Origin of the sequence: Flavimaribacter sediminis, from assembly GCF_019492055.1 — a bacterium.
GTDB lineage: Bacteria > Pseudomonadota > Alphaproteobacteria > Rhizobiales > Rhizobiaceae > Flavimaribacter > Flavimaribacter sediminis.
The window spans coordinates 1,687,743-1,714,213 of record NZ_JAICBX010000001.1 but is presented as its reverse complement, the minus strand read 5'-3'; the positions used below and the strand labels follow the sequence as shown (position 1 = coordinate 1,714,213).

General features: G+C 58.7%; 23 protein-coding genes. 19 read left to right on the top strand and 4 right to left on the bottom strand.

Annotated features, from left to right (window positions below; all coding sequences use genetic code 11):
- Positions 1-15 precede the first annotated feature (15 nt).
- The 3 genes from K1W69_RS08160 (at position 16) to K1W69_RS08150 (ending at position 4,062) form a co-directional block, all read left to right on the top strand.
- A complete protein-coding gene (locus K1W69_RS08160) occupies positions 16-2,793 on the top strand; it encodes a valine--tRNA ligase (protein ID WP_220227896.1) in 2,778 nt (925 codons plus the stop codon).
- A 235-nt stretch (positions 2,794-3,028) separates the two neighbouring features.
- Positions 3,029-3,271: a hypothetical protein gene (locus tag K1W69_RS08155; protein ID WP_220227776.1), complete on the top strand. Its 243-nt coding sequence runs from the start codon at positions 3,029-3,031 to the stop codon at positions 3,269-3,271.
- Complete coding sequence (locus K1W69_RS08150) at positions 3,265-4,062, top strand: tetratricopeptide repeat protein (RefSeq protein ID WP_220227775.1); 798 nt, start codon at positions 3,265-3,267, stop codon at positions 4,060-4,062. Before K1W69_RS08155 ends, K1W69_RS08150 begins: the two co-directional genes overlap by 7 nt.
- Here the strand turns inward: K1W69_RS08150 and K1W69_RS08145 are convergent, their stop codons facing one another.
- From K1W69_RS08145 to erpA, 3 genes are all read right to left on the bottom strand, one after another.
- Positions 4,063-4,332: a hypothetical protein gene (locus K1W69_RS08145; RefSeq protein WP_220227774.1), complete on the bottom strand. Its 270-nt coding sequence runs from the start codon at positions 4,330-4,332 to the stop codon at positions 4,063-4,065. It lies immediately after the preceding gene.
- A gap of 88 nt (positions 4,333-4,420) precedes the next feature.
- On the bottom strand, positions 4,421-5,224 hold the full coding sequence (gene xth / locus K1W69_RS08140) for an exodeoxyribonuclease III (protein WP_220227773.1): 804 nt from the start codon (positions 5,222-5,224) through the stop codon (positions 4,421-4,423).
- Positions 5,225-5,560: an iron-sulfur cluster insertion protein ErpA gene (gene erpA / locus K1W69_RS08135; protein ID WP_220227772.1), complete on the bottom strand. Its 336-nt coding sequence runs from the start codon at positions 5,558-5,560 to the stop codon at positions 5,225-5,227.
- A 103-nt stretch (positions 5,561-5,663) separates the two neighbouring features.
- Here erpA and K1W69_RS08130 point away from each other — a divergent pair, with 103 nt between their 5' ends.
- From K1W69_RS08130 to K1W69_RS08065, 14 genes are all read left to right on the top strand, one after another.
- The gene (locus K1W69_RS08130) at positions 5,664-6,878 is read left to right on the top strand and encodes a deoxyguanosinetriphosphate triphosphohydrolase (RefSeq protein WP_220227771.1); all 1,215 of its coding nucleotides are present in this window, start codon (positions 5,664-5,666) and stop codon (positions 6,876-6,878) included.
- A gap of 119 nt (positions 6,879-6,997) precedes the next feature.
- Complete coding sequence (argS, locus tag K1W69_RS08125) at positions 6,998-8,758, top strand: arginine--tRNA ligase (RefSeq protein ID WP_220227770.1); 1,761 nt, start codon at positions 6,998-7,000, stop codon at positions 8,756-8,758.
- Positions 8,759-8,904: 146 nt separating this feature from the next.
- Positions 8,905-12,237 carry an SPOR domain-containing protein gene (locus tag K1W69_RS08120; RefSeq protein ID WP_220227769.1) on the top strand — a complete coding sequence of 1,111 codons (3,333 nt, stop codon included), beginning with the start codon at positions 8,905-8,907 and terminating at the stop codon, positions 12,235-12,237.
- A 149-nt stretch (positions 12,238-12,386) separates the two neighbouring features.
- A complete protein-coding gene (nagZ, locus tag K1W69_RS08115) occupies positions 12,387-13,418 on the top strand; it encodes a beta-N-acetylhexosaminidase (protein WP_220227768.1) in 1,032 nt (343 codons plus the stop codon).
- Between the two features lie 9 nt (positions 13,419-13,427).
- Positions 13,428-14,297: a segregation and condensation protein A gene (locus K1W69_RS08110; RefSeq protein WP_258570843.1), complete on the top strand. Its 870-nt coding sequence runs from the start codon at positions 13,428-13,430 to the stop codon at positions 14,295-14,297.
- A gap of 16 nt (positions 14,298-14,313) precedes the next feature.
- Positions 14,314-15,030: an SMC-Scp complex subunit ScpB gene (gene scpB, locus K1W69_RS08105; RefSeq protein WP_370688219.1), complete on the top strand. Its 717-nt coding sequence runs from the start codon at positions 14,314-14,316 to the stop codon at positions 15,028-15,030.
- 38 nt (positions 15,031-15,068) lie between these two features.
- Entirely contained in the window at positions 15,069-16,154 is a 1,086-nt protein-coding gene (locus K1W69_RS08100) for an ABC transporter ATP-binding protein (RefSeq protein WP_220227766.1), read from the top strand.
- 48 nt (positions 16,155-16,202) lie between these two features.
- Complete coding sequence (locus tag K1W69_RS08095) at positions 16,203-16,406, top strand: twin-arginine translocase TatA/TatE family subunit (protein WP_220227765.1); 204 nt, start codon at positions 16,203-16,205, stop codon at positions 16,404-16,406.
- A gap of 73 nt (positions 16,407-16,479) precedes the next feature.
- Entirely contained in the window at positions 16,480-17,289 is an 810-nt protein-coding gene (gene tatB, locus K1W69_RS08090; RefSeq protein WP_220227764.1) for a Sec-independent protein translocase protein TatB, read from the top strand.
- Positions 17,286-18,125 carry a twin-arginine translocase subunit TatC gene (gene tatC, locus K1W69_RS08085; RefSeq protein WP_220227763.1) on the top strand — a complete coding sequence of 280 codons (840 nt, stop codon included), beginning with the start codon at positions 17,286-17,288 and terminating at the stop codon, positions 18,123-18,125. The genes tatB and tatC overlap by 4 nt, the downstream gene beginning before the upstream one ends.
- Positions 18,126-18,197: 72 nt before the next feature.
- Positions 18,198-19,478, top strand: a complete 1,281-nt coding sequence (gene serS, locus K1W69_RS08080) for a serine--tRNA ligase (RefSeq protein ID WP_220227762.1) — start codon at positions 18,198-18,200, stop codon at positions 19,476-19,478.
- Positions 19,479-19,492: 14 nt separating this feature from the next.
- Positions 19,493-20,248, top strand: coding sequence for a 5'/3'-nucleotidase SurE (gene surE / locus K1W69_RS08075; protein ID WP_220227761.1), 756 nt, complete (start codon positions 19,493-19,495; stop codon positions 20,246-20,248).
- On the top strand, positions 20,245-20,898 hold the full coding sequence (locus K1W69_RS08070) for a protein-L-isoaspartate(D-aspartate) O-methyltransferase (protein WP_220227760.1): 654 nt from the start codon (positions 20,245-20,247) through the stop codon (positions 20,896-20,898). The genes surE and K1W69_RS08070 overlap by 4 nt, the downstream gene beginning before the upstream one ends.
- A gap of 178 nt (positions 20,899-21,076) precedes the next feature.
- Complete coding sequence (locus tag K1W69_RS08065; protein WP_220227759.1) at positions 21,077-22,423, top strand: LysM peptidoglycan-binding domain-containing M23 family metallopeptidase; 1,347 nt, start codon at positions 21,077-21,079, stop codon at positions 22,421-22,423.
- A 9-nt stretch (positions 22,424-22,432) separates the two neighbouring features.
- On the opposite strand, the gene K1W69_RS08060 is transcribed toward K1W69_RS08065, so the two are convergent.
- The gene (locus tag K1W69_RS08060; protein WP_370688206.1) at positions 22,433-23,308 is read right to left on the bottom strand and encodes an ATP-binding protein; all 876 of its coding nucleotides are present in this window, start codon (positions 23,306-23,308) and stop codon (positions 22,433-22,435) included.
- A 167-nt stretch (positions 23,309-23,475) separates the two neighbouring features.
- Between K1W69_RS08060 and yajC the strand changes: the two genes are divergently transcribed.
- Positions 23,476-23,814, top strand: coding sequence for a preprotein translocase subunit YajC (gene yajC / locus K1W69_RS08055; protein ID WP_220227757.1), 339 nt, complete (start codon positions 23,476-23,478; stop codon positions 23,812-23,814).
- 82 nt (positions 23,815-23,896) lie between these two features.
- Complete coding sequence (secDF, locus tag K1W69_RS08050; protein ID WP_220227756.1) at positions 23,897-26,467, top strand: protein translocase subunit SecDF; 2,571 nt, start codon at positions 23,897-23,899, stop codon at positions 26,465-26,467.
- The last annotated feature ends 4 nt before the right edge of the window (positions 26,468-26,471 follow it).

Genomic DNA, 26,471 nt, shown 5'->3' with positions numbered 1-26,471 from the left:
TTGATGGCCGATCGTATGCTTGAAAAGACCTATAACGCTGCCTCCAGCGAACTGGAAATTGCGAAACGCTGGGAAGACGCCGGCGCTTTTCGCGCAGGCGCGGGCGCCAAGCCGGACGCCGATCCCTACTGCATCGTGATTCCGCCGCCCAATGTCACCGGCTCGCTGCATATGGGGCACGCCCTCAACGACACGCTTCAGGATATTCTGATTCGGTTCGAGCGCATGCGCGGCAAGAACGTGTTGTGGCAGCCGGGCATGGACCACGCCGGCATCGCCACCCAGATGGTCGTCGAGCGCAAGTTGATGGAGCAGCAACTCCACCGGCGGGACATGACCCGCGAGCAGTTCGTTGAAAAGGTATGGGAATGGAAGGCCGAATCCGGCGGCGCGATTTTCAACCAGCTTCGCCGGCTCGGCGCTTCATGCGACTGGTCACGCGAACGCTTCACAATGGATGAAGGTCTGTCTGCAGCGGTGCTCGAAGTCTTCGTTTCGCTTTACAACGAAGGCCTGATCTACAAGGACAAGCGTCTCGTCAACTGGGATCCGAAGCTCAACACCGCCATTTCCGATCTGGAAGTCGAGCAGGTCGAGACGCAGGGTCACCTGTGGCATTTCCGCTATCCGCTCGAGGAGGGCGCGACCTACCGGCATCCGGTCGCCTTTGATGAAAACGGCGATCCGACGGAATGGGAGACGCGGGATTATCTGGTCGTCGCAACAACGCGACCGGAAACCATGCTTGGTGATACGGGTGTCGCAGTTCATCCTGACGATGAGCGCTACAGTGATCTTGTCGGCAAGACTGTCATTCTGCCGTTGGTCGGGCGCCGCATACCGATTGTCGCCGACGAGTACCCGAACCCGGAAGAAGGGACCGGCGCCGTCAAGATGACGCCGGCTCATGATTTCAACGATTTTGACGTCGGCAAACGCGCCGGGCTGCGCGCAGTCAATATCATGACCCGTGAGGCGTTTGTAACTCTGGTCGGCAATGAGGAGTTCCTTGAAGGCGTGCCGTCATCGGATGAACTGACAGAGACGATAAGCGCCTATGACGGTCAGGACCGTTTCGTGGTTCGCAAGAAAATCGTTGAACGCATGGAAGCCCTCGGACTTCTGGACAAGGTTGAAGATCATGTCCATGCAGTGCCCCATGGCGACCGCGGCGGCGTGCCGATCGAGCCATACCTGACCGACCAGTGGTACGTGGACGCAGAGGTTCTTGCGCGACCGGCGATCGCTTCCGTTCGCGAAGGCAGAACGAAATTCGTGCCGAAGAACTGGGAGAAAACCTATTTCGAGTGGATGGAGAACATCCAGCCCTGGTGCATATCGCGTCAATTGTGGTGGGGCCACCAGATCCCGGCCTGGTATGGACCGGACGAACATATCTTCGTCGCCAAGACGGAAGAAGAAGCGATCGCGGCGGCCGCAGAACACTACGGCGAGACAGTCGCGCTCGTTCGCGACGAAGACGTGCTGGACACCTGGTTCTCGTCGGCTCTCTGGCCGTTTTCGACACTGGGATGGCCCGAGAAAACACCGGAGCTTGCGACGTACTACCCGACCAGCGTGCTTGTGACCGGCTTTGACATCATCTTTTTCTGGGTCGCCCGGATGATGATGTTCGGCCTGCATTTCATGAAGGACGAAAACGACGTTCCGCAAGAGCCGTTCGATACGGTCTACGTACATGCGCTGGTTCGCGACAAGAACGGCGCCAAGATGTCGAAGTCCAAGGGCAACGTCATCGACCCGATCGAACTGATCGAGGAGTACGGCGCCGACGCCCTGCGTTTTACGCTAGCCATCATGGCGGCGCAGGGCAGGGACGTGAAACTCGATCCGCAGCGGGTCGAGGGATACCGCAATTTCGGCACCAAGCTTTGGAACGCCACGCGGTTCGCCCAGATGAACGGCGTCGCCCGTGATCCGGATTTCAAGCCCGAAAAAGCGAGCCTGACGATCAATCGGTGGATCCTGACGGAACTGTCCCGGACCAACTCCGAGATTACGCAAGCCATCGAAACCTACCGGTTCAATGACGCGGCGTCGTCGGCCTACCGTTTCGTCTGGAACCAGTTCTGCGACTGGTATGTGGAATTGCTGAAACCTGTCTTTTCTGGCGATGACGAAGAATCACGTCGGGAATCGCAGGCTTGTGCGGCCTATGTGCTCGACGAGATCTACAAGCTGCTCCACCCCTTCATGCCTTTCATGACGGAGGAGCTGTGGACACAGAGCAGCAAGCGACAAGGCTTGCTGTGTCACGCCGAGTGGCCGCAGGACGATTTCGCCGATGACGCCGCCGCAGACGAAATCAATTGGCTGATCGACCTGATTACAGAGATCCGCTCGGCGCGGTCTGAGATGAATATTCCGCCTTCGGCGACCGGCCCGTTGATAACGGTCGACGCCGACAGGCATGTGTGCGACCGACTGCTGCGTCACACGCCGGCTATCAACAGACTCGCTCGGGTTGACGACATCGTATTGGAAGAAGAAGCGCCGCGCGGCTCGGTGCAAGTGGTCGTGCACGGCGTGGTCTATTGTCTTCCTCTCGGCAACCTGATTGATCTTGGCGCTGAAAAAGCGCGTCTGGAGAAGGCGCTCAACAAGGTGTCTTCGGATATCGAGAAGTCGGAAAAGAAGCTTCAAAACGAGAAGTTTATACAGAACGCCAGACCGGACGTCGTTGAAGCCGAGCGCGAGAAACAGAAAGAGCTGATTGGACAGAAAGAACGTCTTGCCAATGCTCTACAGCGGGTTGCTGAAGCAAGTTCTTAAGACAGTATTCAACTGTTGCCATAATACCCGCTCTGCAGAAAAAGTTCTGAATGGGCAGTATTATCTGCCCGGTCTCACGAATTGTGGCTGTTTGGCAACACATTCTTCGTAAAGCTTTGCTATGAATTTCTGCGGCGGGATTTGCCCACATCCCGCCACAAACTCGGCGCATCGGTCTCATCCAGCGGGTTGGCTGAATGAATTCGGGCCGAAGCAACGTCTATCGAGGAACTTGATGCGCGTCACGGTAACAGGAGAGTTCATCCGACTTCATGGTCGAATGGCCGCCGCCGAGCCGCATCAAACGCGACACACGGTGAATATGAACATCGAGAGTGTCGCTACGATTGACGGACAGGAACATTGCGAAGACGACGCGTCCGGCGCGCATCACGACAATGCGCAGACAGACGTCGCCGCATTCAGGGGCGTTGTCGCCCGTGACTGCGGAGTGGAAGAAAATACGGTGTTATGCTGATATCTGGTAAAGTGTCATCTGGTCTTGTTGCGTGCGTCGTAGGGGCACTGGTCGCGTTTACAGCGCCTGTGCTGGCGTTCGATCCGGATGCGGGCATATCTGAAAAATCCGAGCCCAGGCAGCTCTTCAAATTCGGATTTCTGGCCTACAAGAGAGGCCAGAAGGACGACGCGGTTGAGGCCTATCGTCATGCGGCCGAAAAGGGACATCCTGGCGCGCGCTGGGCTCTTGCCAATATGTACGCCTATGGCGACGGCGTCGTCGAAGACGACTACCAGGCCTTCACGATTTTCGACGAAATCGCGCGACAGGGCGTGGAGCCGGGATCTCGCGACACCGGTTTCTTCGTGAATGCGCTCGTGTCTCTGGCCAGCTACTACCAGAAGGGAATTCCCGGAAGTCCCGTCAATCGTGACCTCAACCAGGCCCGCGAACTGTATTTTCAGGCTGCGTCCGCTTTTGGCGTTCCCGAGGCCCAGTTCCAGCTCGGCTACATGATGTGGTACGGCGAGGGCGGCGGCGTCAACAAACGCCAGGCGAAGAAGTGGCTCAACCGCGCTCGCAAATCCGGACATCCCGGCGCGACGGCTCTTCTTGGAGAAGCGATTTTCCAGGAAGGCAATTCGGTTCGTGGACTGGCGATGATGACGGTGGCGCTGGATCGCGCCAAGATGAGCGACAGGGAATGGATCAGTTCTCTGCAGGAACACGCCTTTTCACTCGCCAGCGAAGCCGATCGGCGCAACGCAATGGCGCTGGCGAACGATATGATCGCCAAGGGCAAGAACTGATCAGAGTTTTTCCAGACCGTCGGAAATGTCGAGATTGGCTGTCGGGCATCCGTCCTGCAGCCGCTTCCATGACGTATTGTTGAGAACGCGTTCGCAGCGGGCCATGAAAGGTTTTCCAGAGCCCGGTCTCAGGCAGACGACCTTACCGATCTCGATGCGCTCGCCATTCGCGACGCAACTGCACTCGATTCCGTTTTCGTCTGCAAGCGCTGCAGTCGGCAGAACCGATAGGGTGGCGATTACCGCTCCGAAAACAAATACCTTGCCCATAGCGCCCGGACCATCATGACGACCAACAATTGGATCATGATCGCCTGAATTACTCGAATGCGCAAGATATTGGAGGCGGAGCGCCCGATCAGACGGTCTCGAAATCCAGAAAGGCCGCAACGGGCACATGATCCGACGGCTTCTCCCATGCCCTGACATGGCTCTCGACCGAAACGGATTCGAGACGGTTCGCGGCTTCGGGCGATAGCATCAGATGGTCTATGCGGATGCCGTTGTTCTTCTGCCATGCGCCGCCCTGGTAGTCCCAGAACGTGTAGACTCCCGGCGCATCGCAGGTCGCGCGAAGCCCATCGGCGAGCCCCAGGTTTTCCAGCCGGCGGAATGCCGCGCGGCTTTCCTCCCGAAACAAAGCGTCGCCTTCCCAGACCGACGGGTCATGACAATCGAAGGGTTCCGGAATTACGTTGTAGTCGCCCGCCAGGACTAGAGGCTCTTCGAGCGGCAGGCGCTCCCGGGTCCAGCGTTCGAGACGGGACATCCAGGACAGCTTGTAGGGAAATTTTTCCGTATCGACCGGGTTTCCGTTCGGGAGGTAGAGAGAAACGACGCGCAAGGCGCCGCCTTTCACGCTGAACACGCCTTCGATGAAACGCGCCTGTTCATCGGCCGGCCCGTCGTCTTCATAATGCGGCAGGCCGCGATTGACTTCGTCAGGCTTCATCTTCGAGAGAAGGGCGACGCCGTTGAAGCCTTTCTGCCCGTGTGTCTCGACGTGATAGCCGAGATCCTCAAGGGGCTTGCGCGGAAAGTTCTCGTCGACAGACTTGATTTCCTGGAGACAGGCGATGTCCGGCTGGCTATCGGACAGCCAGGTCACCAGGTTGTCGATACGGGCCTTGACGCCGTTGATGTTCCAGGTCGCGATCTTCATTCAGATCGAGAAGCTCGTTCCGCATCCGCAGGACGCCACGGCGTTCGGATTGTTGATCTGGAATGACTGGCCCATGAGATTGTCGACGAAATCGATTTCGGAGCCGTCCATGTAAACCAGCGAAAGCGAATCGATCAGGACGCGCGCCTTGCCCTTTTCCAGAACGAGATCGTCGTCGTCGCTTTCATCCACGAGATCGAATTTGTATGAAAAACCGGAGCAACCGCCTCCTTCCACGGAGACGCGCAAGGCCGATTTTCCGGCTTCCCCGGCGAGAATGTCGGCGATGCGGACAGCCGCCGCATCCGACAATGTGACCTGTTTATCAGTTACCATGAAACCTCCATACCGGGTTCAAGAACCGGCGGGATATGGTGTTAATGCTTTGGGCATATAGGTATGTACAATGGCGTGCGGCGTCAACGGGGAAGGTCCTTTCATGGCACTGGATACAGGCGAGCTCGGTTTCGGTTTCAGGGAACGCGCCCCGTGGGCGTGCGACCCGGCGCTGACACGCGGCAGGCTCTATCCGGAGCCTGTCAGCCCGACGCGGTCGGAATACCAGCGCGACCGAGACCGGATCATCCATTCCACGGCCTTCCGGCGCCTCAAGCACAAGACGCAGGTCTTCGTGGCCCATGAAGGCGACCACTATCGAACGCGCCTCACGCATACGATCGAGGTGGCGCAGATCGCGCGGGCGCTGGCCCGCGCCTTGCGCGCGGATGAAGACCTCGCGGAAGGCGTGGCGCTGGTCCATGACTTTGGGCACACGCCTTTCGGACACACCGGCGAGGACGTTCTTGACGAGCTCCTGAAAGAGCAGGGGGGCTTCGATCACAACGCCCAGTCATTGCGCATCGTCACGGCGCTTGAAAGACGCTACGCCGAGTTCGACGGTTTGAACCTGACGTGGGAGAGCCTGGAAGGACTCGTCAAACACAATGGTCCACTGGTCGGCAGCGACGGAAACGGTCTGTCAGGCCCTGTGCCGAAACCTGTCCTCGACTACAACGCGCTGAACGATCTGCAGCTTGCAAGCCACGCCAGCATCGAGGCGCAGGCAGCCGCTATTTCCGACGATATCGCCTACAACACCCATGACATTGACGATGGCTTGCGCAGCGGTCTGCTGACGCTCGAAATGCTGGAGGACGTGCCATTCCTGGGCGAACTCCTGATGTCCACCCGCGACCGATACCCGGGTCTCGAAGAAAGCCGCGTTTCGCACGAAATAATGCGCCGTCAGATTACGCTGATGGTGGAGGACGCAATCGCGATGGCGCAGCAAACCTTGAAGGAATTGCGGCCCAATTCACCGGACGACATCCGACGCGCCGGGCGCACGGTTGTGCGCTTTTCCGACGAGATGCAGCAAACGGATCGCGATATCAAGTCATTCCTCTACGCCAACATGTACCGCCACCCGGACGTCATGCGGGTCCGCCGCGGCGCCGCTGCGATCGTCAAGGATCTCTTTAACGCCTATATCGACAACCCCGGATTGATGGGCGGCCACTGGGTCGAAGGTCTCGAAATGCTCGGCGCCGACGCGCTTGCCCGCCGCGTTGGGGATTATCTTGCAGGGATGACGGACACCTACGCCGTCGAACAGCACAGGGCCTTGTTTGACCATACGCCGCAATTGCGCTAGAGCGGCCCCGCAATTTTGCACAGCATCACAATTGCCGGTTTCCCTTCCATCGAAAGGCATTGCGCCTGCGTCGACCGGAAAGGTTGCGGCATTTGCATCGGTTTCCCGGACGAACAGAAATGAATCTTTTCCGAGACTTCGAAGAGCGCGTCATCGATGCGCTACACAAACTCGACGCTATAAGCGAGAAGGCTGGCGACATCAGTTTTTCGCGCATAAAGGCGGAGCCGCCGCGCGACCCCAGCCACGGGGATGTGGCGACAAACGCCGCCATGGTTCTGGCCAAGCCTTTGTCGACCAATCCGCGCGCCCTTGCAGAGCAGATTTGCGAGCAACTGAAGGACGACCCGGATATCGAGTCCCTGTCGATCGCCGGACCCGGCTTCATCAACATGAAGCTGTCGTCCGCCTACTGGCGTGGCGTCTTGCGGGGCATCGTCGAAGCGCCAGACGATTATGGTCGGGTCAATGTCGGCGAGAGCGAAAAGATCAACGTGGAATACGTGTCGGCCAATCCGACCGGTCCCATGCATGTCGGTCACTGCCGTGGGGCGGTCGTCGGGGATTCGCTCGCCAGTCTTCTGCAATTCGCAGGCTATGACGTCGTCCGGGAATACTACATCAACGATGCAGGCTCGCAGATCGATACGCTGGCCAGATCGCTTTATCTGAGATACCGGGAGGCGCTTGGCGAGGATATCGGCGAGATTCCCGCGGGGCTTTATCCTGGCGATTATCTCGCGCCGGTCGGCCGGAAACTCGCTGAGGAGTTCGGCCGGGATCTGATGGCGCTTCCGGAAGCGCAGTGGCTTCCCGTGGTAAAGGACCGCGCGATCGACGCCATGATGGACATGATCCGCGACGATCTCGATGCGCTCAACATCCATCACGACGTCTTCTTCTCCGAAAGAACCCTGCATGACAACGGCGATAAAGCGATCCGCGAGGCGATCAACGACCTGACCTTCAAGGGGCACGTCTACGAAGGCAAGTTGCCACCGCCCAAGGGACAGTTGCCGGAGGACTGGGAAGACAGGGAACAGACATTGTTCAAGTCGACCGAAGTCGGCGACGATATCGACAGGCCGCTGATCAAATCGGACGGAAGCTACACCTACTTCGCTGCGGACGTCGCCTATTTCCGCGATAAATACGAGCGCGGCTTCTCGGAAATGATCTACGTGCTCGGCGCCGATCACGGCGGCTATGTCAAACGTCTTGAAGCCGTGGCGAAGGCGGTGTCCGGCGGCAAGTCGAAACTGACGGTGCTCCTGTGCCAGCTCGTGAAGCTGTTCAGGGACGGCGAACCGGTGCGCATGTCGAAACGGTCCGGCGAGTTCGTGACACTGCGCGACGTGGTCGATGAGGTCGGCCGTGACCCGGTTCGCTTCATGATGCTTTACCGGAAGAACACGGAGCCGCTGGATTTCGACTTTGCGAAAGTGACGGAGCAATCGAAGGACAATCCTGTCTTCTACGTGCAGTACGCGCACGCACGGTGTCACTCCGTATTTCGGCAGGCCCAGGAGGCGTTTCCGGAATTTGAACCTGACAGTTTCGACGCCGTCGGCGCCATTCGCGCATTCGAAATGGATCAAACCGAGTTGCAGCTTGTTGCAAAACTTGCGGAATTCCCTCGCGTCGTCGAAAGCGCGGCGCTCGCTCATGAGCCGCATCGGGTGGCGTTTTACCTCTACGATCTCGCCAGCGCGTTTCATCAGCACTGGAATAAAGGCAAGGAAAATCCGGAGTTACGATTTGTTAACCATGAAAACCCACAATTGAGCATGGCGAGACTCGCACTTGTCAGCGCCGTCGCAGCGACGCTCAAGTCAGGTCTTGGAATTACCGGCACCCAGGCCCCGTTGGAGATGCGATAGTTGTCACCTTTTGCCCACAATGTACTGGCATTGATCCGTTTCCACGCAATCGCGCATGACGTCGCGGCGTGGACCAGGGCGCATCCAAACAACAAGAACCATACGCGCTGGACGCCGCCGAACCGGGCAGATTTTGGACTTGAGGCATGAGTATGGCCGAGAACCAGTATTCACGAGATTACAAGAACGGCGAGAGTGACGACAGGGACGAGGACCCTCTGGCGGAACTCGCGAGGATCGTGGGTTACGATGTCGACGCCGAGGACAGCCAGGATCAGCAAAACGAAGTGGACCTGGAAGTCGATCTCGAAGAGGAGTTGATGCGCGAGCTTGACGCCGGCGATGATCAGGCGACCGGTCACAGGGTGGATGATGCTGCCGTTGCGAGGACCGCAATCGACCACGAAATAGAGATTTCCGACGACTTCGATTTCGGCGACCTGTCCGGTGAGTTCGAATCGGCGACGGATGAAAACAACTCCAACGAACCGGAAGTCGATTCAAGTTTGCCGGATGCGCCTTCGGTCGACGACGACGCTCTTGCAAGCCTGGATGAAGCGGCGGATGCGGAGCGGACCGACGATGAGGGCGTGTCGGATACGCCGGTCATCGATTTCGACGCGTTTTATTCGACGTTTTCATTGTCGGGCGAGGCGGAAACCGAAGAACCGGTTTCCGATGAAGCGCCGACATCCGATATCGTCGAATTGGAAGATCAAGAGCAAAAACCCGCAGACGAGCCGAATCCCTTCGATCTGGACGCTCTTTTTGCTCAGAGCATCGAGGACGAAGACGCCCCGCAGGAAAAGTCTCCAGGCGCAGAACTGACGGAGGAGCCGGAGGCCGATTTCGAGTCCCTGTCGCTTGAGGATTTGCATGCAGAAATCGAGAAAACCGCGAGTGACGACAAGCAGTCAGACGACGTGACGCCTGACGCTGTTGGAGCCGTCGCGGAAGAGATCAAAGGCGAGGCCGAAACCCTCCCGGACCAGCCGGCCGCTCTGCATCCATTCGCCGATTCGACCGATTTGCCTCCGCTGGATTTTGATGCTCTATTCGAAGGTGATATAACGGAAAATGATTTTGAACCGGAATCGGAGTTGGATCTTGAGGGTATCGATTTCTCCGACCCGGATGAGGATGCTCAGCATTCAGAAACAGCGGAATCCGAAGCATTCCAAGAGCACAATACAGGCTCACAAGGCGCGAAAAACGATATGAATCGACCACCAAGCAATGACGGGCCCGGTAAGGAGCCCAAAAACGAACAGTGGCCGAATGCAAGGCAGGAAACAGACGAGACAGCGCTGAGTCTGGAAGCAGAGCTCCAGGCCGCTTTTGACGCGCTCGAAGGCAAGTCTGGATCCGAGCAGAGTCCGGCGGACCCTTACAGACCAGAGCAGGCGATGTACCCGTCCCCGGACCCCTATGGCGACCATGAGGGCGACGCCGAGTTCACGGCGACGCTTGCCGAGCTGGACAATGCAAGTCGCTCTGAAGACGGACCTTACAGTGAGGAAGCGATCGCGTCTCCTGATGATGATCACGCGGCTCCGATGGAAGAAGATCCGATCCGTCCGTTTCAGAGTTACGCGACCCCGAAGCCGCTTGCGACGCCGGATGCGGACAGTTCCGCCGAATACGACAATCCCGTTGATGAAGCCGCCGACGAGCAGGGACTTGACCTTGGCGACCTGCTGGCGGCGGAGATCGGGGAAGTCGAATCGAGTGTGGGAAGTGACGAAACGGACTACGATCAGTCGCCCTTCGACGCCGGAGACATCGTCGAGGACGACATGGCTCCCGACGATATGGGCGTAATCGAGGTTCCCGAGTACGAAGAGGAAGAAACAGCCGCGACTGTTCCCCTCGACGAAGATCTCAACCTGTCGCTTGAAGATGAGCTTGCCGCTATATCTGTGGACGTAGACGCAAGCTCGTACAGCGCAAGCGCGAGCGACGATCGCTCTGAAGAACCCTATGACGAATCGGAGTTCCTTTCCGAGTACGCCGATCCGGCGGTCGCGGCTGAAGTTGCAGCGCATGCGAACGCCCTGTCGCACGAATTCAGCGATCAGTCGACGCATTACGAGCAGGAAGCGCCGGACTGGACGGATGAACCCATCGAGGAATTCTCGGAAGGCGACGACTTTGAGGACGATGACTATCCGCAGCAAGGCTATGCGGCCACTGCGCGATACGCCGAAGAGGATTTGGATCCTGAATTCGCGATGGACGAGTTTCCCGAACTGGATGAAATCCGCAGCGAATCCGGCAGAAGCAAACTGGTTTATGGCGGCGTCGCCGTCGTCGCGCTGCTGCTTGTCGGCGGCGCAGGTTTCTACTGGTGGGATTCCAGCCTGCAGAGCAGCGGGCAGGGCGAGCCGCCCGTCATCGCCGCCAGCAGCGATCCGGTAAAGATCAAGCCGGCTGATCCGGGCGGCAAGACTGTTCCGAACCAGGACCTCGCCGTCTACGACAGGGTCGCTGGAGACGGCGCGGAGACGCCGACGCAGGAAAATCTTGTTAGCACCGAAGAAGAACCGATCGACGTCGTGCAAAGAACGCTCAATCCGGAATCCCTTCCGCTTGAAGGCCGTAGCGGCGTGGCTGAGCCGGTTGGCTCTTCGGCGAAGTCCGAAGACCGGTTGACTGCGAATTCGATGAATCCGGATCCCGCGGCGGCGGCGGACGAAAGCTACGGCGTTGCGCCGAAACGCGTCCGAACGCTGATCGTCAAACCGGACGGCACGATCGTCTCCCGCGAGCAGGAGCCGAACGCCGAGAGAAGCGCTTTCGCCAACGACGCCTCAACGAGTGGAGAAGATCTTCCGGTGAGCAGTTCTGCGCGTCTGTCTGTCCAGGAAACAGGCGAAACGTCTGCTGCACAGGAGCCGCTTCCCGGAAGCAGCGCTGCATCCGGTCAGCAAGCTGCTGCATCAGCGCTGCCGCCGATTGACGAGAACATACGCAACAGCGGGGAAATACCACTGCCCGCTGCACGTCCGGCGTCAACGGCTGCAACAACGTCGGCGAACCAGTCGCAGACGCAGCTTGCATCGGCCACCACCACCAGAGCTGCCGAGACCGCGAATGCGGACGGCGCGGGCACCAATTTGCGCAGTTCCATCCAGGCGCCGGTGCCGACGTCGCGTCCGGCGGAACAACCGGTTGATATCGTGGAAGCGGTGACGGATCGAGGCAATCTTGCCGGCAGCAGCCAGACGGCCAGCGCAGGCGGATATTCTGTTCAGATCTCCTCGCAGGCATCAGAAGACGCAGCCCGGGCTGATTACAACCGTCAGGCGCAGCAATATGCGTCTGTTCTCGGCGGCCGCAACGCACAGATAGTGCGCGCGGATATCGAAGGCCGCGGCGTTTTCTATCGCGTCCGCATCCCCGCCGGCAGCAAGGAAGAAGCGACGCGCCTTTGCGACAGCCTGAAAAACGCCGGCGGCAATTGCTTCGTCGCTCGTTGATCCTGTTTCCACTCGGCTGGCGCCTCGGATATCGATCCGGATCGACGGGATGACGTCTACGGCTGCAAACACCTGAATACAGGTGTTTTGGCGTGACGTGCGGATCCGCCAATACTGGTCATTTTCCGGTTTGTCTGTATGATTCCGCCATGAGCGAATCAAAAGCGATGATCCTTGGATGCGGCGGATTGGCGCTGACGGATGACGAGCGCGCCTTCTTTACGAAGGAGCGGCCTTGGGGCTTTATTCTTTTTGCGCGAAATATTGGCGACGCGGAACAGGTTCGCCTTCTGGTCAGCGATCTTCGCGCATGTGTTGAACGCAGCGACGCGCCGGTGCTTGTCGATCAGGAGGGCGGCCGTGTCCAGAGGCTTCGACCTCCTTTGGCGCCGCAATATCCGGCGGCGTCCGTTCTCGGTGATCTTTACTGCGTGGACAAGGGCAAGGGATTGCGGGCTGCATGGCTTCTGTCTCGCCTCCATGCGATCGATCTCGCCAAGCTTGGCATAACCGTGGATTGTCTTCCGGTGCTCGACGTGCCGGTTGCGGGTAGTCACGATGTCATCGGCAATCGCGCCTATGGTCATGATCCGCATCTGGTGAGCGCCATGGGCGCAGCCGCAATGGAGGGGCTGATCGCCGGGGGCGTGCTTCCGGTCATCAAGCATATGCCGGGCCACGGGCGCGCGAATGTCGATTCGCATCATGATCTACCGCAGGTCGACGCTGCTCTTTCAGACCTGGAGGCCAGCGATTTCATTCCCTTCATGGCGCTTGCCGCTTCGGCTCCGATGGCGATGACGGCGCACGTGGTCTACACGGGAATTGACCCAGTCGGGCCGGCGACGACGTCGCGCAGAGTGATCGAGGACATCATTCGCGCAAAGCTGGGTTTCGACGGTCTTTTGATGTCGGACGATATCTCCATGAAAGCGCTTTCTGGGGATTTCGCATCGAAGACCAGTGCAATTTTCCAAGCCGGGTGCGATGTAATTCTGCATTGCAACGGTTCCATGGACGAAATGCCGGATGTAGCGGACAACACACCGGTGCTCCAGGGCAAATCGCTGCAACGGGCCGACAGGGTCATGTCGATGTTCAAAGCGCCCCAGGCGGCTGACGAAGCCGCGCTGAGAGCGGAATTCGATGATCTCCTTTCGGCGAACACCGTCATGGTTTGAGCAGGGTATATGAGCGGCGCTGTCAGAGAAAATATCGATCCCAGGAAACCGCCGGCGGCGCCGATGGACCGGATCTGGTCGGACGATCGGGACGAGCGCGGCGTCAGCGAGCCGGCGCTGGTCGTTGACACCGAAGGATATGAAGGTCCGCTGGATCTGCTGCTCCATCTCGCAAGAACGCAAAAAGTCGACCTGGCGCGGATTTCCGTTCTGGCGCTTGCCGAGCAATATCTGGCTTTCGTCGAAAGAGCCCGACAATTGCGTCTGGAGCTCGCAGCCGATTATCTGGTCATGGCCGCCTGGCTCGCCTATCTGAAATCGCGCCTGCTCATTCCCCAGCAAAACACCGATGACGGCCCGTCGGGCGAAGAAATGGCGACGCAGCTGGCCTTCCGGCTCAAACGCCTTGAAGCCATGCGCGATGCGGCGACCCGCCTGATAAACCGGAACCGGCTGGGCCGCGACGTCTTTCCCCGCGGCGCCCCGGAACCGGTCGTGGTCGAACGCAAATCCGAGTTTTCCGCCACCCTGTACGATCTGCTCAATTCCTATGCGCAGCTGCGTCAAAGGGGTTCCGTCCGCCAGGTGACAATCATGCGCCGGCGCGTCTGGTCGCTGAGCGAGGCGCGGGTCATTCTGAAATCGATAATCGGCGAACTGCATGAGTGGACAGCGCTCGAACGTTTTCTGGTCCGTTATCTGAGCGACCCGGAGGAAAGGGCGACCGCGATCGCCAGTTCGTTTGCTGCGTCGCTTGAGATGGTGCGGGAAGGAAAACTGCTGATCCGCCAGGACCAGGCTTTTGCGCCGATCTATCTGAAGAGCGCCGCCGATCCGGCCGCCTCGTCGACAACACAGGAAAACGCCTCCCATGACTGAAGGATCGCAAGTCCGCATCGTGCCCTTCAAGACGCAAGATGATGCGGACGACGCAGATGACGCGCCCGCGCACGACGCCCGCCTTGAGCGCGAGGCCGAACGAATCGCGGAGGCGATGGTCTTCGCGTCTTCGGAACCGGTTCAGGAAAAACTGATCGCCGAGAAAATCCCCGACGGCGTCAATGTCGGCGACGTGATGAAGCGCCTTGCCGGACTTTACACCATGCGCGGAGTCAATCTCGTTCGCGTCGACGATTGCTGGGCGTTCCGGACAGCAGCCGATCTGTCGTTTCTCATTCATCGTGATCAGACGGATGTGCGCAAACTGTCGCGCGCGGCGCTGGAAGTCCTCGCCATCATTTCCTACCACCAGCCGGTGACGCGGGCCGAAGTCGAGGAAATTCGAGGCGTAGCGACGTCCCGCGGCACACTGGACGTCCTGCTGGAGTCCGGCTGGGTCAAGATGCGAGGTCGGCGCAGGACGCCGGGGCGTCCCGTCACCTACGGCACGACCCTCGAATTTCTCGATCATTTCGGTCTGGAAGAATTGCGCGACCTTCCCGGACTGGAGGAACTCAAGGGCGCCGGCCTGCTCTCATCGCGTGTGCCTTCGGATTTCCAGGTGCCGCTTCCGCCTTCCGACGATGAACTGGAAGAAGACGAAGACCCCATTACGCAAATGGATCTCGAGGAACTCGGCCTCTTGACTCCGGCTGTTGAAAAAGAGGACTAGTGAGCGAAACTTTATAAGGGGGAATTGAAAGGCCCTTTGTGAATTCGCTTCCGCCAAACAAACGATCGCGGTCTCCGGCCGGCGCGGCGTTCGCCGCAACATTGACTTTTGATGAAGTCAGTCATGGCTATGACGGTCACGCCACCATCCGAAACCTGTCGCTGACCGCACAGGCGGGAAAGATACTGTGTCTGCTCGGCCCTTCCGGATCCGGAAAGACGACGTTGCTTCGTCTGGCGGCCGGCATAGAGGCGCCGACGCGTGGACGGGTTCTGCTCGATGGAAAGGAAGTCAGCGGACCTTCTGTGTTCGTGCCGCCCGAATATCGCGGCGTTGGCTTCGTATTCCAGGATTTCGCGCTTTTCCCGCATATGAATGTCCTCGACAATGTCAAATTTGGCCTCACTGCGTTGTCGCAGAAGGAGGCCAGCGATACAGGCATGGCGTCGTTGGAGAGGGTTGGATTGGCGCACTACGCAGACCAGTATCCCCATGCTTTGTCAGGAGGCGAGCAGCAGCGTGTGGCGCTGGCGCGGGCGCTGGCTCCACGGCCATCGGTCCTGTTGATGGATGAGCCGTTTTCGGGACTTGATACGCGCCTGAGGGACAGTGTTCGCACGGAGACGCTTTCGATACTGGCGGAAACCGGCGCCACCGGAGTCATTGTCACCCACGACGCCGAGGAAGCGATGCGGATGGCCGATACCATTGCCTTGCTGAAGGACGGCGCACTGGCGCAACTCGGCACAGCCGAACAGATCTATCGAGCACCCTCGGATCTTTTCGTTGCCGGCTTTTTTGCCGAAATTACTGTTTTCGATGTGTGCGTGACCGCAGGCCAGGTCGACACGCCGCTGGGACGTTTTCATGCAAAGGGTTGGAGTGACGGGGAAAAGCTGTCGGTGGCAGTAAGAGTTTCGGGCATCGGCATAGTGGAAAATGGCGGTTCTGTGCCTGCGCGCATCGTATATCGACGATTTCTTGGTGATTATGAGCAGTTTGCGCTGTCTGTTCCCGGCGTTGACAAACTCGTTCAGGCGCGTATGCCGGTTGGTACACTTAAGTCTGATTTGCAGGATGTGTCTCTTTGCGTTAACGAGCGGGACATTTTGCTGTTTAAATGAGCGACGAAACATCCTAAATCAGGATGAGACGCCTCAAAGGAGACGAGTATGGGTAGTTTTAGCATTTGGCACTGGCTGATCGTTCTGGTGGTCGTGCTGCTGCTGTTTGGCCGCGGCAAGATTCCGGAACTGATGGGCGATGTCGCCAAAGGTATCAAAAGTTTCCGCAAGGGGATGTCCGACGAGGAAGCCGAGTCTGACAAATCCAAGACTGTGGAACACAAGGCTGACGAATCCGCAGAAAAAAGCTGATTGCAAGGGACAGCCTGAACAACACGTATGTCACACCTGTTTGCCGATGACACCGCTTCGGAGATGACCGTCCATGCTTGATCTGGGCTGGCAGGAATTCATCGTCGTCGCTCTGGTTCTTGTCCTTATCGTGGGTCCGAAGGATCTGCCGGAGATGCTCCGGACGTTCGGAAAGACCACGAAAAAGTTCAGAAGCATGGCCGGTGATTTTCGCAAGCAATTCGATGACGCTCTGAAAGAAGCCGAACTCGACGATGTGAGTTCGATGATTTCGGATGCGCGAAAGTTCAATCCGCGCAATGCGTTGAAAGATGTAATCGACCCGCTCGAAAGCGCCGGTCGGGACATCAAGGCCGGATTGAACGAAGCGGCGAAGTCCACGGGGCCGACGCCTTCTGTCGCAAAGAGCGCGGATATGGAAAAGGTCACCGAGAAAACGCAATCTGCGGAGCCGAAGGCGGCTGAAACGCCCAAGAAGACGAAAGGCGCCGCCGCCGCGAAAAAGCCGGCGACGCGCAAGTCCTCCACCCGCAAGACGGCGGCGAGCGGGAAAGCGGCCTCGACAACGACGAAGTCAACGACCACAAAGTCTGCGTCTGCAAAATCGGCGTCCGCAAAATCCACATCCGCAAAGTCGAAGGCCTCCGGGTCGGCTGCGGCCAAATCCGGCTCGACCAAGGCTGCTGGCGGAGCCGCAAAGACGGGCGCTGGATCGACGAAGGCAGCCGCTTCACCGACGCCGGCTGCAAGCAAGACCCGCAAGACCACCACGCGGGCAAAGAGCCCGGCGTCGAAATCCAGGGCGGCGGCGTCTGCTGACAACGCCGGCGCGAAGAAGACAGCGCCCGGCACAGCATCGAGCGGCAGCGGAGAGAAAGCGTGAGCAACGACGAAATCGACGACACGCCGCAGCCGCTTCTCTCGCATCTGATCGAACTTCGCCAAAGGCTCCTTTGGGCCGTCGGGGCGTTTTTCGTGGCCTTTCTGTTCTGCTTCTTTTTTGCCAAACAGATATTCAATCTGCTTGTCATTCCCTTCAAGTGGGCTGTCAGCTGGGCAGGTCTCGAAGGCAGACAGATCGAGCTGATCTATACCGCGCCCCAGGAGTTCTTCTTTACGCAGATCAAGATCGCCATGTTCGGCGGACTGCTGATCGCGTTCCCGGTAATTGCCTCGCAGATCTACAAGTTCGTCGCGCCGGGACTGTACAAGAACGAAAGATCCGCCTTCCTGCCATTCCTGATTGCGTCTCCGATTCTTTTCCTTATCGGCGCGGCGCTTGTCTACTTCTTCTTTATTCCTATGGTTCTCTGGTTCTTCCTGTCCATGGAACAGACAGGCGAAGGCGGACAGGTGGCCATCGAATTGCTGCCGAAGGTGTCCGAGTATCTCAGCCTGATCATGACGCTGATCTTCGCCTTCGGACTGGTGTTCCAGCTCCCTGTGGTCACGACGCTGATGGCCCGCGCCGGGCTGGTGACAGCGGAGGGACTGGCCAAAAAGCGCAAATACGCAATCGTTGGCGCGTTCATCGCTGCGGCTGTTCTCACTCCGCCTGACCCGGCGAGCCAGATCGGTCTTGCGATTCCGACGATCCTTCTCTACGAGATTGCCATCTATGCCGCCAGGCGGGTGGAGCGATCCCGTGCGAGACGAAAACAATCTGACGACGCCGATTCAGACACTGGGGAATCGGCTGCGGAAACGCCCAGCTCCTGACAGCGGAAATAGATGGACAGATGACGCCGTCCGCCAGGAATTGGCCGGCTGCGACAGGTACGGATTTTAGGCATGCTTGATATTAGATGGATTAGGGACAACCCGGAAGCCTTTGACAAGGCGATGGTTCAACGGAGCAACGAGACTCGTTCCGACGCCTTGATCGCGTTGGATGAAGAGCGTCGTTCCCATGTCCAGCGCATGCAGGAAATGCAGGCGCGCCGCAATTCGGCGTCCAAGGAAATCGGCGCAGCCATGGGGCGCAAGGAAACCGACCTCGCTGAAAAGCTGAAAGCCGAAGTCGCCAAGTTGAAAGGCGATCTCCAGCAGGCTGAAGACGAAGTCCGCGAACTCGACGCCAGGATGGAAGAAAGCCTGCTGTCGGTGCCCAATATACCGCTTGAAGGCGTGCCGGTGGGCGCGGACGAGTCGGCGAATATCGAGGCGCGAACCGTCGGCAGAAAGCCCGGCTGGAATCATCCCGCCAAAGAGCATTTCGAGATCGGCGAAGCCCTGGGCCAGATGGATTTCGAGACGGCCGCCCGGATCGCCGGAAGCCGCTTTACGATCGTTTCCAGTCAACTTGCGCGTCTGGAGCGGGCGCTTGGTCAGTTCATGCTGGACCTGCATACCGGCGAACATGGATACACAGAGGTCCACGCGCCGCTGCTGGTGCGCAGCGCGGCCCTGGTGGGCACCGGACAGCTTCCGAAATTCGCCGAGGACCTGTTTCGTACGACCGATGACCGCTGGATGATTCCGACTGCAGAGGTTTCGCTGACCAACCTGGTGCGCGAGCAGATATTGGAACACGAGCAGTTGCCGCTCCGCTACACTGCCTTGACGCCGTGCTTCCGTTCCGAGGCCGGATCGGCGGGTCGGGATACGCGCGGCATGCTTCGTCAGCATCAGTTCTACAAGGTGGAACTGGTCTCGGTGACGGACGAGGACAACTCGGTCGACGAACTGGAACGCATGACCTCGTGCGCCGAGGAAGTGCTGAAACGTCTCGACCTTCACTACAAGGTCATGGTGCTCAGCACCGGCGATATGGGTTTCGGCGCGCGAAAGACCTACGATCTGGAGGTCTGGCTGCCGGGACAGGACACCTATCGTGAAATCTCGTCCTGCTCCGTATGCGGTGATTTTCAGGCGCGGCGGATGCATGCGCGGTACCGCAAGAGCGGTGAAAAAGGCGCCAGCTTCGTTCACACGCTCAACGGATCCGGCGTCGCAGTCGGCCGAGCGCTCATAGCCGTTATGGAAAACTATCTGAATGAGGACGGTAGCATCACCGTGCCTTCCGCGCTGTTGCCATACACCGGCGGCATGACGCGGGTTGAACGAAACTGAAATCGGGGAGACGCATGCGGATATTGCTGACGAATGACGATGGAATTCACGCCGAAGGCCTTGCCGTTCTGGAGCGTATCGCGCGCCATCTGTCCGATGATATCTGGATCGTCGCGCCGGAAACCGATCAGAGCGGTCTGGCGCATTCGCTGACGCTTTCCCATCCGCTGCGCCTGCGTGAAGTTTCCGAAAAGCGCTATGCCGTTACAGGAACGCCGACGGACTGCGTTATCATGGGTGTGCGCAAATTGATGAAGGAGCCGCCGGCTCTGATCCTGTCCGGCGTCAACGCCGGGCAAAATCTCGCCGACGACGTCACCTATTCAGGCACTGTGGCGGGCGCCATCGAGGGAACCTTGCTCGGGATTCGCTCGATTGCGCTCAGCCAGGCCTATGATCCGCAGCATGGCCGTGTATTGCCCTGGAATACGGCGGAAAGCATGGCGCCGGATCTGTTGAAGAAGCTGGCGGATGTCGATCTTCCTGCCGGTACGCTGCTCAATATCAATTTCCCGCGCTGCGAAGTGGCGGACGTGGAGGGAACCGAGGTCACGACGCAGGGCAAGTTGACGCACGGTCTCCAGGTGGAGCAGCGCGAAGACGGTCGCGGCTTTCCCTATTATTGGCTTCGTTTTTCCCGTCGACAGCATGAATTCCACGACGGCACGGACCTCAATGCCGTCAATGAGAAGAAAATTTCGGTCACGCCTCTCAAGCTTGACCTCACGGACCATGATCTTGTCGATCGCGTGAGGGAGTCGATCGGTTGAATTCCCGATTGTCCGAGAAGGAAGGCCTCGCTTCGCTGATGCTGCGCCTTCGCGGGGAGGGGATATCCGACAGGACCCTCATACTGGCGGCCGAACAGACGCCCCGCAGCCTTTTCGCGCCGCCTGCTTATTCCGATCTTGCCTATTCCGGACGAACACTGCCGCTCGATTGCGGAGAATACATGGAGGGCGCCGATCTCAGTCTGCGTATGCTGCACCTTCTGGGCCTGGGCGCAGGGCAACGTGTGCTCGAGATAGGCACCGGCTCCGGATTCACAGCCGCCGTCATGGCGAGAATAGCCGACAGGGTCGTCACCATCGACAGATATCGGACGCTCTCTCAACTGGCCGGACAGAAGTTCGAACATCTTGGCCTGAAGAACGTCGTCGCTCAGGTTGGCAACGGGCTGGACAAGGACGCCGTTGACGGAACGTTCGACCGGATTCTCGTCACGGCCGCTTTCGATTCCATGCCGCGCATGTTCGTGGAAAAGCTCGTGTCGCGCGGCGTCATGATAACGGCGATCGGCCCCGCCGAGGAGCCGCAGATGCTCGTGCGTCTGACCAAAACCGGCAGCAGGTTCGAGCGGGAAGACCTATTCCCGGTCCGGTTTCAGCCGCTGCTGGGCACCGCAGCGGCGGTTCTTTGACGCGTGAACCTTAAGATATACGCTTAACCGCAGATTTATTTGCCAAAACAGGGTCTCCGCCTTAACCTGCCGGTAACCCTGATGCGGTCTAATAAGCTCACCATGTTCCGGTAGTATGTGAGCTAGTTTGATGCGTACAAGTTGTCCCGCCCTGTCACCTCGCCTTGTCACGAAATTGATGGGAGCGGTATGTCTCTCGGTTCTGGTCGCTGGATGCAACCAGAGCAGTCGCTTCAGCGACGGCCTGTTCACCGGCACCGTTCCGGGGAATGTCGGTGATCGGACGCAAGCAGCATCACAGCAGCCGGTCTATACCCAGCCTTATCCGGGAACCGGATCGCAGCCGCTTGACCAGACGCAAACCGGGTCGGTTTCGCAAGGCGCGTATCCGCCGGCTCCTGTCCAGAACACAGTCAATTCATCCGGCCTGGCGCCGGTGGCTGTCCCTGACGCGCAGGCGGCGAACCAGGAATTCAGTTCGGCGGCAAGGGCGACGGCCGCCGGAGGAGCGGGGGGCGCGGGTTCCTCAGCCGGCAAAGGGTGGACGACGGCTGGCGGAACCCGTGTGACAATCGGGCAAGGCGACACCGTCTATGGTCTGTCGCGCCGCTACGGGGTTCCGGCTGACGACATCCTGAAGGCCAATGGCATCTCGAACGCCTCTTCCATTCAGGTCGGGCAATCGCTCGTCATCCCAACCTATAATTATGGAAACGGCGTGCCTGTTTCAGCCCCGGACAACGATCCGAAAACACAGATGGCGAGCGCCGCAACGAACACGCGCATTGACGCCTCCAATACTTCAGCGCCGGCGCCGCGTCAGGTTCTGCAGGCGCCAAGTGAAACCCGCCAACAGACAAACGCCTCCAGCGCGGCCGGCAGTTCCTATGTCGTGCAGTCGGGAGACAGCCTCAATCGCATCTCGGCAAACACTGGCGTGAGCGTTGCCGACCTGCAGAAGGCGAACGGACTGACGGGCACGAATATCCGGATTGGCCAGACGCTCAAGATTCCCGCCGCCGGCGCGAAGAACGAACCGGTGAAGACTGCTGCTGTTGCGACGACGCCGGCGAAGACGGAAGTCGCGCCCAGAAGCGATTCTGTAACCCAGACCGCAAGCCTGCAGGCTGACGCGCCGAAAACAACCGGAATTGAAAAGCTTCGCTGGCCGGCGACAGGTCAGGTCATGACGCCGTTTGGCGGCTCAACCAATGGCCGCAAGAGCGACGGCATCGACATTTCAGTCCCGGAAGGCACGCCGATCAAGGCGGCGGAAAATGGCGTCGTCATCTATGCGGGCAACGGTCTGAAAGAATACGGCAACACGGTTCTGGTCCGCCATGACAATGGACTGGTCAGCGTCTATGGCCATGCGCGTGAACTGAAGGTTCAGCGCGGCGATACGGTTACGCGCGGCGAAGTGGTGGCGTTGTCTGGCATGAGCGGCGACGCGAATCGCCCGAAGCTTCATTTCGAGATCCGCAAGGACGCCAAGCCCATCGATCCCATGACCTACCTGGAATAGGCGCGAAGCCTATTTCAACTGTTTTCCAAGTCGTCCCGCGGCGTCTTGAATGAATTGCCAGGCGACGCGACCGGAGCGTGCGCCTCTGGTTGTCGCCCACTCCAGAGCTTCCGACCGCATCTGATCGGGATCCATCGGTAGCTCGAAGTGCTTGGCGTAGGCTTCGATCATGTCCAGGTACTCATCCTGGCTGCATTTATGAAAGCCCAGCCAAAGACCGAACCTGTCCGACAGCGAAACCTTTTCCTCCACTGCTTCCGACGGATTGATCGCCGTGGAGCGCTCGTTTTCCATCATGTCGCGGGGCAGAAGATGTCTCCGGTTCGACGTTGCATAGAACACGACGTTTTCTGCGCGCCCCTCCAATCCGCCTTCGAGCGCTGCTTTCAGCGATTTATAGGACGTATCGTCATTATCGAAGGACAAATCGTCGCAAAACAGAATGAAACGATCTTCCATGTCGCGCAACATGGCCATGAGCACGGGCAGGCTCTCGATATCCTCCCGATGTATTTCGACAAGTTTCAGGCCAGGACCGGATTTCGGGGATTGCGCCTGGAGCGCGGCGTGCGTCGATTTTACCAGCGATGACTTGCCCATTCCGCGCGCGCCCCACAGCAGAACGTTGTTGGCGGGCAATCCTTCGGCAAAGCGCCGCGTATTGTCGAAGAGAATGTCCCGGACCCGATCGACGCCCCTGATCAGGCTGATGTCGATGCGATTTGGCTTGGCTACCGGTTGAAGAAATCGTGATTCAGGAACCCAGACAAAGCAGTCTGCGGCGTTAAGGTCATTTTCGGCGTAACCAGGACCGGAAAGAGATTCAACGGCTTGTGTCAGTTTCTTGACCTGATCGATCAGACCGGTGAGCAATTCGTCTTTCACGTAATTATCCTTCATCATGCTTTTGCTGTCGCGTAGCACGAAGGCAGGGCGGCGAAAAGTCCGCCCTTGAGACTTCCGCAGTTGCAATAGCCTGCATTGCGACTATATTCCGCTCACCAAAAGTCCGGGAACGCGGGTATCCGCGAAACGCCCTGAAGGAGTTCTAAATGTTTGTAACACCGGCATACGCACAGGCCGCTGGAGGCGGCATGGGCGATACGTTCGGCTTCATACTGCCATTCATCCTGATCTTCGTGATCATGTACTTTCTCATCATACGCCCACAGCGGCAGCAGATGAAGAAACGTCAGGAAATGCTGAACAATGTCAGGCGCGGCGATCAGGTCGTCACCGGCGGCGGCATCACCGGAAAGATCGTCAAGGTCGTCGACGACAATGAGCTCGAGGTGGAAATCGCCGAAGGCGTCAAGGTCCGGGTCGCTCGTTCGCTGCTTGCGGATGTGAAGGTCAAAGGCGAACCCGTCAAAGAACCCGCGAAAAAGTAAAATAGACCAAGGTCTGATCCACGGGGCGATATGGATCAGCAACCGGAGGCGGCGAATCGCCGCCCCATAATCCGAGAGCGACATGCTTCATTTCTCCCGTTGGAAAACGACCCTCATCTGGCTGGTCATACTCGCCGGCGTATTGTTTGCGTTTCCGAATTTGCTGACGCAGCAGCAACTTGCGCAATTGCCGGACTGGTTTCCGAAACGGCAACTGACCCTCGGACTCGACCTGCAGGGCGGATCTCATATCCTGCTGGAAGTAGACCGGGAGGATATCGAGAAAGAGCGGCTGGAAACGACCGTCGACGACATGCGTCGCCTACTGCGGGAAGACGGCATTGGATATACGGGGCTTTCCGGAAACGGACGGGTCGCCCAGGTTACGATCAGGAATCCTGAGGACATCGATGCTGCGAAAGACGCTCTTTCGGAACTGACGCAGCTCGTCAATGCGGGCCTGATGAGCGGCGGCTCCATCCAGGAAGCCGTGATGAGCGAACCGGAACCCGGCCGCATCACGCTGACGATGACGGAGGAGGGGCTCGAAAACCGCGTGGCCTCCGCCGCTTCACAGTCGATCGAGGTCATTCGACGACGCATCGACGAACTCGGCACGACAGAGCCGATCATCCAGCGCCAGGGCGCAGACCGCATCCTGGTCCAGGTGCCGGGTTTCGACGATCCCGAACGCTTGAAAGACCTGCTCAACCAGGTGGCCAAGCTGACCTTCCATCTGGTCGATTCCTCCATGTCCGCGGAAGAGGCTGTCAACGGGCGTCCGCCTGCAACCGCCGAAATTGTCTATTCGAACGACGATCCCCCGATTCCCTATCTGCTTGAGCGACGCATCCTTGTTTCGGGTGAAAACCTCGTCGATGCGCAGGCGGGTTTTGATCAACGCACAAACGAACCCATTGTGACGTTCCGCTTCGACACGAAAGGCGCCCAGCGTTTTGGTCAGGTGACCCAGCGCAATGTCGGACGTCTGTTTGCTGTCGTGCTCGACGGCGCCGTCATCACCGCGCCGCGAATCAACGAGCCGATACTCGGCGGTTCGGGCCAGATATCCGGCAATTTTACCGTTCAGTCCGCAAATGATCTGGCTGTATTGCTTCGCGCAGGCGCCTTGCCGGCCAAGCTGACGATCCTGCAGGAAAGTTCCGTGGGGCCAAGCCTTGGCGCCGATTCCATCGCCGCCGGCGAAACGGCGGGTCTGATCGGCGCGATCCTGGTGATCGCCTTCATGTTCCTGGCTTACGGGTTTCTGGGAATCATCGCCAACCTCGCGCTTATCTTCAACGTTGTGCTGATCATCGCGTTGCTGACTGTGATCGGGGCAACCCTCACTTTGCCCGGTATCGCCGGCATCGTGCTGACAGTCGGCATGGCGGTGGACTCCAACGTGTTGATCTACGAGCGCATTCGCGAAGAAAGACGCGGGGGAAGGTCGCTTATTCAGGCGATCGACGCCGGTTTCAGCCGCGCCTTCAACACCATTCTGGACGCCAACATCACCACGCTGATAGCGGCTGTCATCCTGTTTTATCTCGGTTCTGGACCGGTGCGCGGCTTTGCCGTCACTCTGGCCATCGGTATCGTCACGACGGTGTTCACTGCTTTCACGGTGACGCGCTGGATGATCGCCGAATGGGTTCGCCGCAAAAAGCCAAAGGCGCTTCCAAGAGCCTGGATCTCCGACATGTTCGGCGAGTCCCGTATCGGCTTCATGTGGCTGCGCAAGATCACCTTCATATTCACTGCGCTGGCGCTGATCGCTTCGATGGTTTTGTTCATCAAGCCGGGCCTGAATTACGGCATCGACTTTACAGGCGGCTCTATCGTTCAGGTAAAGGCCGATTTAGGCCAGGTCGACGTCGGAGACATCCGCGCGCGGCTCTCGGAATTGAATCTCGGCAATATCCAGGTTCAGGAATATGGCGGCGGAAACGATCAGGCGATGATCCGCGTCCAGTCGCAGGACGCAGGCGCAAACGCCGAACAAAGCGCTGTAGCCAAGGTTCGCGCAGATCTGGAAACCGATTATACGATCGAATTCGTCGAGGTCATCAGTCCGACGGTCTCGGGCGAACTGGCGTGGGCGGGAACAATCGCAGTCATCGCCTCGCTCTTTGCGATCCTGATATACATCTGGTTCCGCTTCGAATGGCAATTCGCGATCGGCGCAATCGTGGCGACCCTCAATGACGTCATTTTGACCATCGGCGTGCTCGTGCTGGCGGGCATCGACTTCAATCTGAGCAGTATTGCGGCTTTGCTGACAATAGTCGGTTATTCGCTCAACGATACGGTGGTCGTCTATGACCGTGTTCGGGAGAATCTCAGGCGGTACAAGAAGATGCCGTTGCCGGACTTGCTCGATCTGTCGGTCAACCAGATGTTGTCCCGTACGACGCTGACCTCGATCACCACATTGATGGCGTTGCTGGCGTTGTACATTTTCGGCGGAGAAGTCATTCGTTCCTTCACATTCGCCATGATTTTCGGCGTGGTCGTCGGAACCTACTCGTCGATCTTCATTGCCGCGCCGATCCTCATTCTGTTCAAGCTGCGTCCTGAGAACTTTCAGCGGGACATCGGCGCGGAGGATCCGGAAACCGGGAGCAAGGGATCTGCGCAAGGAATTGCGTAGGCGC